We start from the raw sequence: 14,924 nt of genomic DNA, 5'->3' as shown, positions 1-14,924 counted from the left end.
CTTTCAGATTTGAGCGACCTGCATGGGACGCGAGGCGGGAAGTTGCGGGGCTTTCCGGCGGCGGCGGACCGACGCCTCGGCGTAGTAGGTCTCGACTTGCCGGGCGCGGTGGTCGGAGGTGTGGTCAGCCAGAACGCGGCGCCGTGCGTTTTCCGCGATCGTGCGCCTTTGCTCCTCGGGCATGTCGCGCAGGATCTCCACGACGTCGCGGGGGCTCGATGCGAGCAGGATTTCCCGGGAAGGCTCGAAGACGGTCTCGATTCCAGGCCACCGGTCCGAGATGACGGGCGTGCCGCACGCGGCCGCTTCGAACAACCGAACGCTAGGCGAGAAGCCGAGCGCGCGCATGTCGGCGCGGGTGGCGTTTAGCGTAAAGCGTTGCTCTGCGTAAAATCCCGGATGATGTTTGGGCGTGAGGTGCTCGATCCGGGCGACATTGGCGGGCCAGACCACCTCATCGGGATATTGCGCGCCGGCGACGACGAATTGCTCGCGTGAGAGAGTGCGAGCAGGGGCGAGCAGCAGCTGCTCCAGAACCGGCTGCCGGTCCTCGCTGTAGGTTCCGAGATAGCCAAGTGCCCATTTCTTCTCCGCGCGTTGCGGCGCGTAGATGTCGGTGTCGGCACTGCAATACAGCACCCGAGCCAGCGGACTGCCATAGTTCTCCTCGATCATGCCGGGCACCGGGCCGCCGGCAAAGGACAGGTAAAGGTCGAAGCGCGGGATCATCGCCGCGGACAGATAGTTCAGGCCCTGCTCGAGCTTCGCAAGCGTGACAGGCGTGTCAATGTCGTAGAAGGCAGTAATCCCCCGGGCGTGGGTCGTGATCCATTCGGAGATCGCGATGCCGTCGGGCACGTAGGAGCCGATGACCACCAGATCGGCATCCCGGATCATCTTTCCGAAACGCTGCGGGATGTCCTTCAAGGATTGGTAAAGCTCGACAGTCCAACCGGAAGGCTTGGCAAGATCACGATGCTCGCGATACCAGGGGACGTCGCGTTCCAGAAACGTGACGTGGTGACCTCGTCGTGCCAGGGCTTCGATCAGGGCGCGATAGGTCGTGGCATGACCGTTGCCCCAGGACGAAGTAACCGAAAGACCGACGACGACGATGGTGAGGTTCATTCTGCTGCCTCGATTCGCGAACTGCTTGCGGCAAAGAGATCGTTGAACTGGCGGGCGCGCTGCCGGTAGGTGTGATGGCTCAGAATGCGCGCACGAGCGCGCGCTGCGATCGCCTGAGCCCGCTCGGGGCGCAGTGCGGCAAGATGCTCTGCGACCTCCGCCCCGCTCGCGGCCACCAGCACCTCGCGATCTGGCTCGAGAAAATGATCAATGCCGTCCCACTGGTCGGTGATCAGGCAGGCTCCGGCACCGATGGCCTCGAACACGCGCGTTGGCGGCGAGAAGCCGTAGCGCGCCATGCTGTCGCGATTGACGTTCAGCGTAGCCAGACCGGAGCCGAAGAACGCGTTGTGGTCGCCGGTCCCGACATGCCCGACCTTATGCAGATTGGATGGCGTGTCTTTGGAGTCCCACCCCGATCCACCGAGCACGAACGTTTTGTCGGGCAATTGGCGCGCGACGTCGAGAAAGAACCGCTCGACGCGCTGCTCGCGGTCCGGGAGGCGGTTTGCCAGCAAGCTCAGATCGCACGTGAAGTGTGGATTGGGCGGCGCCGGAAAGTGCGTGGCGGGGTCGAGCGCATTGTAGATCGGCACGCAGTCTCGCGCGCCGATGCCGCGATAAGCGGATACGACAGCATCGCCGCCGCCATAGGTCAAAACCATGTCGTAGGATCGGATCGCATGGCGCAGATGATGGTCTGGATTGTCCGCCACGGACTCCAGCGTCGCGGGGGCATCGACGTCCCAGTAGATGCGCATTGCATTCGACGGAATGTCGGCGACCGCGTTCTCCAGCTCCCGATCGAAGACGCCGACGCCGCTGGCTTTGACCAGCATGTCGGTCGAGCGGGCGGCTTCCTCAAGCGAGCTACGCCAGCCCTCGGGCGTCGCGGCGTAGACCACCACCTTCGCCCAGTCGGGATCGTCGATGTCGCGATGGGCCTGGCGCTCGAAGGCATCGGGCTCGAAGAATGTGACGTCGTGGCCGAGGGCCGCAATCTCCTTCAGCATGCCGCGGTAATAGGTGGCGGCACCGTTCCAGTAGGATGAGACGAGGCTGGATCCGAAGAAGCAGATCTTCATGCGGAGGCTCCGATGTATCGCAGGGGCTGTGTCGCGTGGCTTGAAGCCCTGAGGTCCTGCACGATGCCGACAAGCTGCTCCGCCCGGTGACGGCAGGTGTGACGCTCCTTGATCGCTCGGAGTCCAGTCTCCACCGTGGCTGACCATAATTCCCGGTCATCGAGGAGCGCACGAAGCGCCCGCTTCATTGCGGTGCCGTCGGAGGCGCTGAGATAGGCACCTTCCGGGAACAGGCCTTCCGCGTCCGACCAGGGGGCCGAGACCATTGGAATGCCGCACGCCATCGCCTCGAAGATGCGAATGGTCGGAATGCCCGGTAGCAAGCGGACATAGGGACCGCGGGGGACGTGGACAGTCGCGCGTGCGCCGGCGAAAGCGATGGGAGCCCAGTGTGCGGGCAGCCAGCCGCCATACCGAATGCCCCCCGCCTGAATGGTCGCGAGGGCTGCGTCCGAATAGCGGACGCCATAGACGCCCGCGCGCAGCTTCAGCTCGGCCACGGGTTCGACCAGAAATTCGTTGAGCTCGGCGCTGCGTTCGCCGTCGCCCCAATTGCCGATCCAGACGACATCGTCGGTGCGCTCGATATGCGGCAGCGGATGATACAGGGCGATGTCGGCCGCCTCGTGCCAGGTGAAGGCTCGGTCCGCCCAGCCGAGCTTCAGATATATTTGGCGAAGGACCTCGCCGAAGGCGAGCACACCGTCGAAGCCGTCGAGGTCGAACTGCGCGAGTTCGTCCGGTGCGCTGACGGCGCGATGATGGGTGTCGTGGAACAGCAACGTGAAGGGCGCGCCGTGAGCCCGTCTCGATCCGATGTCTGCGATCAGATCAGGCGAATTCCATTCGTGGACGATGACGAGATCGGCGCCGTGCAATGCCTCATCGAGATCAAGGGAGGCGTCGTAGCGGCGGATGCCGATGCCGGGAAACAGCGTTGGAATATCCTCCATCGTCTGACTGCCACCCTCGCGGATCGCATTCAATCGGCTCCAGCCGTCGATCGGCTCGAACACGACGACCTCATGACCGAGCGCGTGAAGTTCGCGGGCATAACCGCGCAGGAAATGGGCATTGCCGTTGTTCCAGCAGGAGGTGAACGCGTGATAGAATAGAACGCATTTCATGCGCGTACCTCCATGGGGGCAGGCGCGTGATGGACGGCAAGCAGCTCCTCGTAGAGGCTGAGATAGGCGCTCGTGGTTCGGGTCAGCGAGTAGGTCAGGGAATGCTCAAAGGCGGCACGTTGCAGCCTCACCCGCTCGCGATCGTCGGTGCACAGACCTGCGAGCGCTCGATGCAGCGCCTTGCTGTCGGTGGGATCGACGAAGAGCGCGGCCCCGCTCCACAATTCCCTGAAAGTCGGAATGTTGGACAGGACGAGAGCGCATCCCGCCGCCGCGGCTTCCAGAACGGAGAGGCCGAACGGCTCATAGAGCGCGGGGCTGGCGAAGATGCCGGCCTGCCGCAAATGCGCGCGCATGACTTCGTGAGGCAAATGCCCGAGCCAGGTGATGGAAGCCGAAGGGCACTCATCCGCCGGGCCCGCGACCTGAACGGGCCAGTCCAGCCCAGGCGCCGCGGCCGCCAGGACCTCGATGTTCTTGGCGCGGTCCCAGAGCCGGCCCGCCGCAAAGATCACGTCTTGCTTCCGTCCCGCAAAGCCCTGAGGGCCAATTCCATTCCAGATCACGATGCCGCGCGAGCGAGGCCGATAAATTTCCGCAATGTCATCGTGGAAGGACTGGCTGGGACAAACCCAGGCCTGTGCCGTGTCGAGTGCGGCCGTTACCCGTTCGGTGTAGCTGCGCCATTTCGGTTCGCGGAGCCAGCTCGTATCGTGGCAGGCGTGCCCCCAGGAGTTGACGCAGGAATGCGCGACGACCATCACAGGAGCGCGCCAGGCGAAGGCCGCCTCGCGAAAACTATTGAGGTGAACGACGTCAGGCACGATTCCGGCCTCGAGCTTCGCAAGGACGCGCCTGGCCTGGACCAGATCTTGGCCTTCCGGATCCTGCCATTCGAGTGCAAGGTCCGTTTCGATCAGGCGGACCCGCGAACCACGCAGCATCTCTAGCTGGCCGGGCTGCGCGCGCGGGCCCATCGTCACCAGGGTAACGTCGGCGCCCTTCGAAGCAAGGGACGAAGCTAGAGAAGACGAGTAGGTCCAGACGCCTCCGACAGTATCGGTCGTCATCAGGATTCTGAGCTGCGAGCTGCGGCTCATGATGCCACCTGCAGTTCGAGAGCCTCGAGCGGGACCGGGCGATCGTTCTGCACGTCGCTGAACTGGTCGAACATCGCGAGATAGTGCCGGTGTGCGCGCTCCCAGGCGAAATCGTCGGGCTCGCCCCACAGCTTTCGATAATCCGGCGACCCGGGATAGGGATACAGCGGGACCGGATCGTTGGCCCAGATGCCGGCATCCTGCATGGTGCGACGCCAGCGCTGCACGATGGGGTCATCGTCCTCGGGGACTTCGATCAAATTGGCCTGGACGAAAGGAACGTGACGGCGCGCTTCGACCAGCCGTTCGGCAAGCTGGTCGGTCGTCATCTTGCAGTTCTTGGCGAGCGCGGCGCGACCCTCGACGGTGAGGCTTTCGATGCCGGCTTCAATCGAGACGCAGCCGGCGCGGCCGAGCAGAGCCAGCATGTCCGGCTTCCAAAGGTCGATGCGGGTCTGCACCCCGAACTTCAGTCCGCGTGTGGTCAGCCCTTCCAGCAGCTCCGCGTTCGGAAGGAAAATCTCGTCGATGAAATAGACATATTCGATGCCTTGACGGCGCAGACCGTCGATCTCTTCGAGAACGATAAGGGGGGGCCGCTTGCGGTAGGCGTTGCGAAAGTTCTCCTTGGCGCAGAACGTGCAGTTGTACGGACATCCCCTGGATGATTCGACCTCGGCGCCTGGCGCCTGCGGCTCGGCTTCGAAGCGGTGATGGTGATGGTGGTGTCGCCGGATCATCTCCTCCGGCCAGTCGAGCGGCGGCTGATCCTTGAACGCGACGGCCTGCGGGCCGCCATTGACGCGGAGCGATGCGCCATCGGCAAAGCACAAGCCCGGAAAGTCCCGTTCGCCATTGGCTAGACGCAGCAAGGACGCCTCGCACTCGCCCATCACGACGATGTCGGTGCCGAGCTTTCGAAGCGCCGCCCTTGGCACGGTCGAGCCATGGGGACCCACCGCGATGAGGATCGGAGCCAAGTCGCGCACCGCCATCGCAAGCTCCTGCGGAACGCGGAGCTCGGGAGGGGCGCAGCGCCAGAACAGATAGGTCGGCGCTGTCGTGATGACGATCTGGTCGGGGCCGAACGCGCGCAGCTCGGCTTCGATCTCGGTGAGAGAAAGGTCAAACATGTGGGCGTCGAGCAGCAGCGTCTTGTGCCCGGCCGCCTTCAGGTAGTGCTCGGAGATCCCGAGTTCGAGCGGAAGGTGAGGCGATCGGCAGCCGAAATAGATGCTGCCGCCAAAGTCCCAGTTTGGGTTGATGAGGGCAACACGCGTCATGCGAGCGCCTCGCGGTTGTCTTGTGACGATCCGAACCGGCCGGCCAGCCAGGTGTGAAGGGATCGGAGTCCGTCTGCGAATGAAATCTGAGGTGCCCAGCCGAGCGCGCTGGAGAGCGCGCGCGTGTCGGTCACGTACCAGGGCTGATCGCCGGGCCTCCAATCGGCAAAGCGATAGGCCACCTTGCGGCCGGTCAGATCGGTGATGCGGTCGATCAATTCCAGCAGACTGATCGCGTTGGCCGGACCACCGCCGAGATTGAATACGCGCCCACGGGCGAGCGCGATGCCATCGAGCACGGCGAGCCAGGCCGCGGCCGCGTCGGAGACGTGAAGCGCATCGCGGACCTGATGGCCGTCGCCATAGATCGTCAGCTCTTTGCTGCGGATAGCGCTGAGCAGGAAATGCGCGATCCAACCCTGATCCTCGGTGCCGAATTGACGGGGCCCGTAGATGCAGCTCATGCGCATTACCACGGTCTGGAGGCCGTAGACCCGCGCATAGTCGTGGACGTATTGATCCGCCGTTCCCTTGGAGCATCCATAGGGGCTGTAAAAGTCGAGCGGCGCATTTTCCGAGATGCCGGCCGCCAGCAGGCCGCTTTTCGGCGTGTAGCGGCGGCCGGTGAGCGCGATGTCGCCATCATCGATCAGGCGTCCGTAGACCTTGTTGGTCGAGGCGAACACGATCGGTGCGGCGTTGTTGTGGAGGCGCACGGCTTCGAGCACGTTCAATGTGCCACGCGCATTGATCTCGAAATCGGCGGCCGGATCGCTCACGCTGTCGGTGACGGCGACCTGGGCGGCCAAGTGCAGCACGGCGCGGGCTTCGCGTACGGCGTCGATCACCGGGATCGGCTCGCGAATGTCGGCCACGGTGATTGTGACCCGGTCGCCATGCCGGGACTTCAGCCACTGCGCATTCTCCCGCACGCCGGTGCGGGCGAGGTTATCCAGGATCAGCACCGGCTCGCCGCGCTCCGCGAGGCGGTCGGCGAGGTTGCAGCCGATAAACCCGCAGCCGCCGGTGATCAGGACGGGTCTGTTGTCTCGTTCACTCATCACGCGACCAATCCTCGTTGCTGCAGCTCCTTGGTGGCTCGCTCCGCCTGATCGTCGGCGATCTGGTCGGCGAGATATTCCGCCAGCTCTTCGAGCCCGTCCCTGAATGCGACGCGAGGCTCGAAGCCGAGCACGTCGCGGGATTTTCCCATGTCGGCGAAGCAGTGCCGGATGTCCCCGGCGCGATATTTCCGCGTCAGCTCGGGCGCAATGTCGCGGCGCCCCATGACTTCGGCCAGATCCTCCGCGACCGACAAAATGGTGCGACTCTGACCAGAGCCGACGTTGAAGACGTCCTGCGCATGCTCCGCCTCCAGCGCCATCCGGCAGGCGCGGGCGACGTCATGGACATGGACGAAGTCGCGGCGCTGCCGGCCATCCTCGAACACGAGGGGAGGACGGCCGTTGAGCAGCCGGGCGGCGAAGATGGCCAGTACGCCGGTATACGGATTGGACAGGGCCTGACGTGGCCCGAACGCATTGAAGAAGCGTAGCGCCACCGTCGGAATGCCATACGCCTTGCCTGTGATCAGGCACATGCGCTCCTGCGCAAATTTGTTGAGCGCATAGATCGAGCTCAGCGAAGGCTGCTTTGTCTCCGGCGTAGGGACGGGATCGAGCGGGTTGCCAGCGGCATCGCGCAGCTCCCAATCGCCGCGGCGAAGCTGCTCGACCGCCCGCTCCTCGCAGGCGACCACGCTCTGATCGGCGCTCCGGTAAAGGCCCTCGCCGTAAATACTCATGGACGAGGCCACCACGAGCCGCGCGACCGGGCGCTTGGATAGTGCTTGCAACAGCACGGCGGTACCGAGCTCGTTGGTTCTGACGTAGGGTTCGATGTCATACATGCTCTGGCCGACGCCGACCGCTGATGCGAGATGCAGGACCATGTCGGTGCCGCGCAACGCATGATCGACCGCGAGAGCGTCGGTGACGTCACCGACGACGAGCTCCGCGTCTTTGGCAAGATAGGCGGGACGCTGGCGGTTGCCTCCGTGGACCTGCGGCGAGAGATTGTCGAGCAGGCGGACTTCGTAGCCGGCCGCGAGCAGCGCGTCCGCTGCATGCGATCCGATGAATCCCGCACCTCCAGTGATCAATACTCGCGTCATTCACCGCTCCGTGCCGCCGTAAGATCGATCCTGCGGGATCAATCCGTGATGAGAATGAAAGCGCGCTGCTGTTCTGGTCGAGCGACCGGCGCGCCAGTCACATTTGGAAGTAGAAGCGGTGCAAGGAATGTTCGTTCCTGCGAAACCTACAAACGAAAATTTCTCTAACCTGGATCAATAACCCAGGTGAATCTGCGCGGTGCAGCAGGCTAAAAATACACGCCGTGACCCGGTGCCTGCAGCTCGAGATGGCTCGCGACCGTCGCGCCGATGTCCGCAAATCCGGCGCGCTTGCCGATCGGAGAAGTTAACCGCGCGCTCCACGCCAAAACCGGCACTTGTTCCCGCGTGTGATCGGTACCGCTCCAGGTCGGATCGCAACCATGATCAGCCGTGATGATCAGGAGATCATCCTCGCGCAGGCGGTTCAAAAGATCCGGAACTCGCGCATCGAAGGCTTCGAGCGCCGCTGCATAGCCTGCCACATCTCGGCGATGGCCGTACAGCGTGTCGAAATCGATGAAATTGGCGAACAACATCCCGCCCTCCGCGAGAGAGGCCAGCCCATCATACGTGGCATCGAACAGCGCTTGGTTGCCATCGCCGCGCAGGTTCCTCCCGGTGCCGCGATGGGCGAAGATGTCGTCGATCTTGCCGATCGTTACGATGTCACGGCCTGCGCTCTCGGCAAGATCGAGGATCGTTCGCTCCGGCGGGGGGACGGAGAAGTCCTTCCTGTGCGCTGTTCGCTTGAAGTCACCTACCGACGTGCCGATGAAGGGGCGTGCGATGACGCGCCCGATGTTGAGGGGGTCGACCAGTCGGCGTGCAACACGGCAGACCTCATAGAGGCGTTCGAGACCGAACGTCTCCTCGTGCGCTGCGATCTGAAACACGCTGTCGGCCGATGTATAGCAGATCGGTTCGCCCGTTCTGATGTGACGCTCGCCGAATTCGGCGATGATCTCCGTGCCGGAGGCGTGACAGTTCCCGAGGATGCCGGGCACTCGAGCCTGTTCGCACAGGCTCTCCGTCAGGTCGCGCGCGAAGCATGGCTTGGTTCTTGGAAAATAGCCCCAGTCGAATGGCACCGGCACGCCGGCGATCTCCCAATGGCCCGAGGGCGTGTCCTTGCCTTTGGAGATCTCGCTCGCGCAGCCAAATCGCGCATGCTCAGTTGGGCCATCGAGCCCCGGCGGCACGCGCCCGGTGGCGAGACGGCAAGCCTGGCCAAGGCCGAGCGCAACCAGATTGGGAAGCTGAAGCGGCCCCTCCCGGTGCGGTCCGTCGGCATTGCCGGCCATGCACATCTCGGCAATGTGGCCGACGGTATCGGCACCCTCGTCGCCGTAATTGATGGCATCGGGCGCGGCGCCGATCCCGACGGAGTCCATCACCAGGATCACGGCACGCATGTCGGCTCCGAGATGGCCGGGCGCGAAGACGCTGCGGACGGCGCGAGCCCGGTTTTCGCGCAATAGCGTTCGACCATCTGCGCGCAGAACTCGGCGAACTCGTTCACGTCGAGCGGCGGGCTGGTGTGATGAGGCTCGATACCCCGATGTTCCGGGGTGAAGCAGAAGGTCACCGTGACCTGAAACTCGGCCAGCGCGTCCATCTGCCGATCGAACCAGTCGAGCGCATTGGGACGGAAGCTGTCGGCCCAGGACAGGCCAGTCCTGAGATGCTGCACGCCCAGCCGGCGCATCCAGCGCACGGCGTCGTCGAGGCGGTGGTCCTCGAAGTGAAACCACTGGCACAGGCCCATCGCAGGTGCATATTGGGCGAACAGGTCCGCCGAGGCTTTCGGCGTTCCGTCCTCGCGTAGCAGGCCCATGTGAAAATGCCTGTAGTAGGATGAACCTTCAGCTTCCTTGTGCCGGGTCGTGGCCTCCCAACTCGAAGGCAGATCGTAGAGGCTGTACCAGTGAATGCGCGGAGCGCGGCCGATCAACAACTCCGCCGTTCGGGTCAGGCCCCAAGCCTGCACCTCCTCGGCGCCGAAAGACGAGACTCCCACCTCCGTGACCCAAACAGGCAGCGGGGTGACGGCCTTGATCTCGTCGATCTTGGCCGGCCATTCCGCGATCTGCCACAGGTTCCAGTCCAGCGGAAAGCCGTGCACGGCCACGACATCGACATGATCGAGTACGCCGCGCGCCTGCATGTTGCGCAGGAAGGACGGATCGATCGGCGATATGCCGCCAAGCACACGTGGGAGTGTGGGATGCGCGCTGCGGATCGCCTTTCCGGCAGCGAGCGACAGGCTCGCGAACATGGTCCAATCCGGATCGATCAGGATGTCCCAGTGCGACTTGTTGTTGGGCTCGTTCCAGATCTTGGCGGCTTCGATCATCGGCCAGTCTCCCGCGACGGATAAACCGGACCTTCCGCCTGCGGCCTTGTCACCCGTTTGCAGAGATAGACTTCCTCTTCCGGATGCGCCGCGATCGCAAAGCCGGCGCTGCGCAGCATGGCTTCGGCGCAGGCGCGGTTCGGCACCCACCAATTGGTGGGGTCGTCGGCATATTTGTTCTCGATGAAGTGCAGCTTTGGATAGCCCGGGGAATCGAACTGATCGGTGGTCCAGAAGTCATAGTTCTTGTCGAGGGAATCCACGCGGCTGTCGCCGCGCTGCATCGACTGGAACAGCAGGAGATCGTCAGCCACGTGCTCGTGGATCAGGTCGAGTGCCAGCAGAGGGTGCCGCAGGTGGTAGAGCACGCCCATGAAGATCACGAGATCGAATTTTTCGCGCAGCTGGCCGACATCATAGGCTGACATCTTGCGGAATTCGATCCTGAGCCCGTTCACCTCGGCCGCGAAGCGGGCTTGCGCGAGATATTCGTCGTCGGTGTCCAGGCCGAGGACGCGCTCGGCGCCGCGCCGCTTCATCTCCATGGCGTAGAAACCGGCATTGCAGCCGATATCGAGCACGGTCTTGCCTTCGAGGCGGTCCGGAATGATCCCGGAAAAGCGGCGCCATTTCACGTTGGGATAGTCGCCGAGAAAGTGTGAAGGCGCTGTCGGCACGCCGTTCAGGTCCAGATTGTGAAACCATGGCCCGAGCGCATCGACGCGCTGGCGGATTTCCTCGCGGGAGAGGGCGCCTCTGCTCATGCGGTCACTCCATTGTTCATTGCGGAGGCAGGGCGGATTGCCTCCGGCGAACCGCCGGCCAGCAGTCGAGAGCGTCCGTTCCCGGCGGAGCTTTCCGCGAGCAACGCCATTGCCGTCCGGTAGCCATCGATGGTGCCGACGTCGACATAGGATTCGCCGGCCTTGACGCCGAGACCCTGGCCGCCGCCCGCGATGTAGGCATTGACGAGCGTCCCGAAATATTCATCGCGGCGGTCGCGCTTCGTCCACAACGACTGAAGCTCGCGAAAACCGTGGCCGGACATCTTGAAGGCGCCCCATATCCATTTCGACACCGCATCCGGCTGCTTGACCTGGATCTCCGTGACGCGATCGCCGTCGAGCACGACGGCATCGAAGAACTCGGGATGTTCGACCGGAAACAGCAGAAACGACAGGTCGGCGGCCGGCAACGTCTGCAAGGCCGCCTTTGGGAACCATACGGTATCCGGAAGTCCGACCAGGACGTCTTCGTCGTGGCCAACGACCGTGCCCGCCCTGAACACGGCATCGCACAGCCCCGACGCATCGGGCTGCACGACATAGGCGAGCTGGGCGCTGCCATAATGATCGCCGAAATATTCGAGGATGTCCGATTTGCCGGGGGAGATCACGAAGCAGATCTTGTCGGCGCCCCCAAGGATCAGCCGCTCCAGCAGATATTCGGAGACGGCGCACGGACGGTCGATGCCGTCGTCCCGTTGGCTTCCGACCGGAAGCAACTCCTTGGAGAAGGCGAGCGGCTGGATGCGGCTGCCGCGGCCCGCGGCCGGAACGATGCCCCACATGATCAGGCCTCCTCGGGTTGCTGTCGGCGCGCGCCGAGCGATGCCGTCTGCTCGAGCAGCCAAATCAGTTCGGCTGCGCGCTTGTCGGATGTGTGCTGATCCATGGTCCGTTCATAGGCGCGCCCGGCAATGTGCTGAAGCTCGGCGTCGGCCATCGTCAACGCAGCAAGCGTGTCCTTCGCATCGCATGCGATCAGGATCTCCTGCCCAGGTACAAAGAATTCATCGAGTCCCGGCCAGTCGTCGCTGAGCAGCGGGGCCTTGCAGGCAGCGGCTTCGAACAGGCGGCCGGAGGGGCACCAGCCCATCTCGGCCATGGCGCGGCGCGTGACGTTGAGTGTCAGCCGGGATGACGCAAAGAACGCCGCGTGCTCCGACGGCGGCAAGTGCTGCACGAAGTAGATGTTTGGCGACCAGGGAAAATCTTCCGGATATTGTGCACCTCCAATCAGGAAGCGCAGATCCTGCCTGTTACGTGCGGGTTCGACGAACAGAGCCTCGAGTGCGCGCTGGCGATCCTGCGAATATGTGCCGAGATAGGACAGATCCGCACGGTAATGCGGCTGCGACGGCACCGGCCGATGGATGTCCGTATCGACGTGTCCGTAGAGCGGGCGGACGTTGCAGGCGCCGAGCCTGTCGCGAAATTCGTTGCAGATGCGGGAGCCGCCGGTGAAGCTCAGGACCAGGGCGAAATCCCGCAGGCCGCGCGGCCCGATATAGGGAACGGCCTCGCCGGCCATCAGCTTCGTCAGCGTGACCGGCGTGTCGAGGTCATAGAACACGGGCACCGCACGACCCTCGGACAGGACAAGCTCTGTCGCGGCGATCGCGTCGGGACAATAGGACGTTATGATCGCGACATCTGCATCACGGATTTCGCTCCGCGCCAAAGGCAGCACATCGTCCCAGTTCGAGAACAGTCGCAATTGCCCGCCGGGCAGTTCGTGCAAATCCCGCGCGCCCGCGTAGTAGGGCACGTCGCGCTCGAAAAAGACGACGCTGTGGCCGGCTCGCGCGAGATGCTTGCAAAGCCCTCGCCACAGGGTGGCGTGACCGTTGCCCCAGGACGAGGAAATTGTCAGGCCGAAAATGACGATCTTCACGCTGGCACCCGCTGATTGATCCCGGTGATCTTGAGTCCGCGATTGTCCACGCTGAGGGTGCTGACGCTGCCGGGGTCGATCTCGATCGAGAGGAAGTCGTCGAGCTCTTTCCGGGAATAGTGCAGCAGCGCCGCGCGGATCGGTTCGGCATGGCTGACGGCGACGACGACGGTGCCGCTACCATGATCGTTGCGCAGCTGCTCCAGATGGGCGACGACGCGCTTCTGAAGCGACCGTATGCTTTCGCCCCCCGGCGGGCGGTTCGTTCCGCGTTGTTCGTTCCAGCGCGACCAGCGGGGATCCCGGGCGAGCGCCTCGAACGACAGTCCGGTCCATTCGCCGTAGTCGAGCTCGTCGAGTGCCGGCACGATCTCGACCGGCAAGCCGAAGCGCGCCGCCAGGATGCAGGCCGACTGCATGCAGCGCCGCTGCGGGCTCGACTGAACCATGCTCGGCGGGGGCGTGAAAGTATCGGCGCATCGCGCGATTTCCTCGCAGCCGAGATCATCGAGCTCTACGCCCTTCATCCGGCCACAGAGCGTGCGGCCGAGCAGGGCATGATGCCCGTGGCGGATCAGATGAATGATCTTCGCCATCAGGTATACGCCTTGTCGTCGATGAAGGCGCGCGTTCGCCGTCCGGCCTCTTCGTCCGTGAACTGCTGAGGCGGCGACTTCATGAAATAGCTCGAGGGGCCCGTCAGCGCGCCGGCCTGCCCGCGGTCCATGGCGAGCTTGGCGCAGCGGACCGCGTCGATCACGACACCCGCCGAGTTCGGGGAGTCCCAGACTTCGAGCTTGACTTCCGCGCTCAAGGGAACACCGCCGAACGTGGTGCCCTCCAGGCGGATAAAGGCCAGCTTGCGGTCGGTCAGCCACGGCACATGGTCGCTCGGGCCGACATGGATATTATCGGCATCCATGGGCACGTCGAACTGGCTGGTTACGGCTTGGGTTTTGGAGATCTTCTTTGATGTCAGCCGCTCGCGCTCGAGCATGTTCTTGAAATCGGTGTTGCCGCCGATGTTGAGCTGGTAGGTTCTGTCCAGCCGTACGCCGCGTTCACGGAAGAGATTGGCGAGCACACGGTGCAGAATGGTGGCGCCGACCTGGCTCTTGATGTCGTCGCCGACGATCGGCAGGCCTGCATCCTCGAAACGCCGCCGCCAGTCGGGATTCGAGGCAATGAAGACGGGGATGCAATTGACGTAGCCGCAGCCGGCCTCGATCGCGCGCGCGGCGTAAAATTCGCTCGCACGCTGCGAGCCGACGGGAAGATAGGACACAAGCACGTCCGTGCGCGAGGTCGCGAGCACTTCGGAGACGTCGGCTTCCGGGACATCCGCAATCGGGACGTCGTCCTTTAGATAATGGCCGACACCGTCCATGACGGGGCCGCGTTGGACCATGACGCCGGTGGGGGCGACGTCGGAGAAGCGGTGCGTGTTGTTCGGCGCTGCGAAGATCGCCTCGGCCACGTCGCGTCCGACCTTGCCGGCATGGACGTCGAAGGCCGACGCGACCTGAATGTCGCTGATGTGGTAGCCGCCGAGATCGGCGTTCATCAGCCCAGGCACCGGTTCATTCGATTTGGCGTCCCGGTAATAGGAGAGCCCTTGAACGAAGGAGCTCGCACAATTGCCGACACCGACGATGCCGACGCGCACGCGCCGCCTGTCCTGAAGACGAGAATGCATGGCTAGAGGCCCTCCGGAAGACGTGCAGCGTTAAGGCATGCAGTGTTGAAGAGATGCAGTGTTGACGTAAGTACGTCGGCGAACGTGGGGAACGTATGTTCGTTCCTGAACTCACTGCACTATGTCCGCCTCACGTCGGATTCCGGCCGAAAAAATCTCGCGCGCTTAACCTGGGATAGAATCCCGGGAGGGTTGGTGGGAACGAAAAGCTTCCATGATGAAGATGAAGAAGATGATGTTTTGAGAGAGTCCGGCCTACGAAAGAACAAATGCTCGCGCCCGGCGTTCACGGCGAAACAG

Annotated in this window: 14 protein-coding genes; all 14 read right to left on the bottom strand. The window is 63.6% G+C overall.

Annotation, left to right across the window (positions count from 1 at the left end; all coding sequences use genetic code 11):
- Nucleotides 1–3: 3 nt before the first annotated feature.
- The 14 genes from AC0L3B_RS31250 to AC0L3B_RS31185 all read right to left on the bottom strand — a co-directional run bounded on the left by AC0L3B_RS31250 (nucleotide 4) and on the right by AC0L3B_RS31185 (nucleotide 14,624).
- The gene (locus AC0L3B_RS31250; RefSeq protein ID WP_018460377.1) at nucleotides 4–1,128 is read right to left on the bottom strand and encodes a CgeB family protein; all 1,125 of its coding nucleotides are present in this window, start codon (nucleotides 1,126–1,128) and stop codon (nucleotides 4–6) included.
- The gene (locus tag AC0L3B_RS31245; protein WP_204511967.1) at nucleotides 1,125–2,213 is read right to left on the bottom strand and encodes a CgeB family protein; all 1,089 of its coding nucleotides are present in this window, start codon (nucleotides 2,211–2,213) and stop codon (nucleotides 1,125–1,127) included. The genes AC0L3B_RS31250 and AC0L3B_RS31245 overlap by 4 nt, the downstream gene beginning before the upstream one ends.
- Nucleotides 2,210–3,340 carry a CgeB family protein gene (locus AC0L3B_RS31240; RefSeq protein ID WP_018460375.1) on the bottom strand — a complete coding sequence of 377 codons (1,131 nt, stop codon included), beginning with the start codon at nucleotides 3,338–3,340 and terminating at the stop codon, nucleotides 2,210–2,212. Before AC0L3B_RS31240 ends, AC0L3B_RS31245 begins: the two co-directional genes overlap by 4 nt.
- Complete coding sequence (locus AC0L3B_RS31235) at nucleotides 3,337–4,440, bottom strand: glycosyltransferase family 4 protein (RefSeq protein WP_473381622.1); 1,104 nt, start codon at nucleotides 4,438–4,440, stop codon at nucleotides 3,337–3,339. The genes AC0L3B_RS31240 and AC0L3B_RS31235 overlap by 4 nt, the downstream gene beginning before the upstream one ends.
- The gene (locus tag AC0L3B_RS31230) at nucleotides 4,437–5,723 is read right to left on the bottom strand and encodes a TIGR04295 family B12-binding domain-containing radical SAM protein (RefSeq protein ID WP_018460373.1); all 1,287 of its coding nucleotides are present in this window, start codon (nucleotides 5,721–5,723) and stop codon (nucleotides 4,437–4,439) included. Before AC0L3B_RS31230 ends, AC0L3B_RS31235 begins: the two co-directional genes overlap by 4 nt.
- On the bottom strand, nucleotides 5,720–6,784 hold the full coding sequence (locus AC0L3B_RS31225; protein ID WP_018460372.1) for a GDP-mannose 4,6-dehydratase: 1,065 nt from the start codon (nucleotides 6,782–6,784) through the stop codon (nucleotides 5,720–5,722). Before AC0L3B_RS31225 ends, AC0L3B_RS31230 begins: the two co-directional genes overlap by 4 nt.
- On the bottom strand, nucleotides 6,784–7,896 hold the full coding sequence (locus AC0L3B_RS31220; RefSeq protein ID WP_473381621.1) for an NAD-dependent epimerase/dehydratase family protein: 1,113 nt from the start codon (nucleotides 7,894–7,896) through the stop codon (nucleotides 6,784–6,786). Before AC0L3B_RS31220 ends, AC0L3B_RS31225 begins: the two co-directional genes overlap by 1 nt.
- 209 nt (nucleotides 7,897–8,105) lie before the next feature.
- Nucleotides 8,106–9,311: a phosphopentomutase gene (locus AC0L3B_RS31215; RefSeq protein ID WP_204511965.1), complete on the bottom strand. Its 1,206-nt coding sequence runs from the start codon at nucleotides 9,309–9,311 to the stop codon at nucleotides 8,106–8,108.
- The gene (locus AC0L3B_RS31210; RefSeq protein WP_018460369.1) at nucleotides 9,299–10,252 is read right to left on the bottom strand and encodes a glycoside hydrolase 5 family protein; all 954 of its coding nucleotides are present in this window, start codon (nucleotides 10,250–10,252) and stop codon (nucleotides 9,299–9,301) included. The genes AC0L3B_RS31215 and AC0L3B_RS31210 overlap by 13 nt, the downstream gene beginning before the upstream one ends.
- Complete coding sequence (locus tag AC0L3B_RS31205) at nucleotides 10,249–11,016, bottom strand: TIGR04290 family methyltransferase (protein ID WP_018460368.1); 768 nt, start codon at nucleotides 11,014–11,016, stop codon at nucleotides 10,249–10,251. Before AC0L3B_RS31205 ends, AC0L3B_RS31210 begins: the two co-directional genes overlap by 4 nt.
- On the bottom strand, nucleotides 11,013–11,822 hold the full coding sequence (locus AC0L3B_RS31200; protein ID WP_018460367.1) for a nucleotidyltransferase family protein: 810 nt from the start codon (nucleotides 11,820–11,822) through the stop codon (nucleotides 11,013–11,015). Before AC0L3B_RS31200 ends, AC0L3B_RS31205 begins: the two co-directional genes overlap by 4 nt.
- A 2-nt stretch (nucleotides 11,823–11,824) precedes the next feature.
- Complete coding sequence (locus AC0L3B_RS31195; RefSeq protein ID WP_018460366.1) at nucleotides 11,825–12,928, bottom strand: CgeB family protein; 1,104 nt, start codon at nucleotides 12,926–12,928, stop codon at nucleotides 11,825–11,827.
- Nucleotides 12,925–13,524 carry a histidine phosphatase family protein gene (locus AC0L3B_RS31190; RefSeq protein ID WP_473381620.1) on the bottom strand — a complete coding sequence of 200 codons (600 nt, stop codon included), beginning with the start codon at nucleotides 13,522–13,524 and terminating at the stop codon, nucleotides 12,925–12,927. The genes AC0L3B_RS31195 and AC0L3B_RS31190 overlap by 4 nt, the downstream gene beginning before the upstream one ends.
- Nucleotides 13,524–14,624, bottom strand: coding sequence for an inositol-3-phosphate synthase (locus AC0L3B_RS31185; RefSeq protein ID WP_026234013.1), 1,101 nt, complete (start codon nucleotides 14,622–14,624; stop codon nucleotides 13,524–13,526). The genes AC0L3B_RS31190 and AC0L3B_RS31185 overlap by 1 nt, the downstream gene beginning before the upstream one ends.
- Between the last annotated feature and the right edge of the window lie 300 nt (nucleotides 14,625–14,924).

The sequence above is a fragment of the Bradyrhizobium sp. Kon56 genome (genome assembly GCF_055807635.1).
Note: the sequence above shows the minus strand (reverse complement) of the source record. Positions and strands in the feature narration are given on the sequence as shown.

Coding starts and splice junctions, on each gene's coding strand:
- AC0L3B_RS31250 (WP_018460377.1), bottom strand. CDS start 1,128: ATGAACCTCACCATCGTCGTCGTCGGTCTTTCGGTTACTTCGTCCTGG.
- AC0L3B_RS31245 (WP_204511967.1), bottom strand. CDS start 2,213: ATGAAGATCTGCTTCTTCGGATCCAGCCTCGTCTCATCCTACTGGAAC.
- AC0L3B_RS31240 (WP_018460375.1), bottom strand. CDS start 3,340: ATGAAATGCGTTCTATTCTATCACGCGTTCACCTCCTGCTGGAACAAC.
- AC0L3B_RS31235 (WP_473381622.1), bottom strand. CDS start 4,440: ATGAGCCGCAGCTCGCAGCTCAGAATCCTGATGACGACCGATACTGTC.
- AC0L3B_RS31230 (WP_018460373.1), bottom strand. CDS start 5,723: ATGACGCGTGTTGCCCTCATCAACCCAAACTGGGACTTTGGCGGCAGC.
- AC0L3B_RS31225 (WP_018460372.1), bottom strand. CDS start 6,784: ATGAGTGAACGAGACAACAGACCCGTCCTGATCACCGGCGGCTGCGGG.
- AC0L3B_RS31220 (WP_473381621.1), bottom strand. CDS start 7,896: ATGACGCGAGTATTGATCACTGGAGGTGCGGGATTCATCGGATCGCAT.
- AC0L3B_RS31215 (WP_204511965.1), bottom strand. CDS start 9,311: ATGCGTGCCGTGATCCTGGTGATGGACTCCGTCGGGATCGGCGCCGCG.
- AC0L3B_RS31210 (WP_018460369.1), bottom strand. CDS start 10,252: ATGATCGAAGCCGCCAAGATCTGGAACGAGCCCAACAACAAGTCGCAC.
- AC0L3B_RS31205 (WP_018460368.1), bottom strand. CDS start 11,016: ATGAGCAGAGGCGCCCTCTCCCGCGAGGAAATCCGCCAGCGCGTCGAT.
- AC0L3B_RS31200 (WP_018460367.1), bottom strand. CDS start 11,822: ATGTGGGGCATCGTTCCGGCCGCGGGCCGCGGCAGCCGCATCCAGCCG.
- AC0L3B_RS31190 (WP_473381620.1), bottom strand. CDS start 13,524: ATGGCGAAGATCATTCATCTGATCCGCCACGGGCATCATGCCCTGCTC.
- AC0L3B_RS31185 (WP_026234013.1), bottom strand. CDS start 14,624: ATGCATTCTCGTCTTCAGGACAGGCGGCGCGTGCGCGTCGGCATCGTC.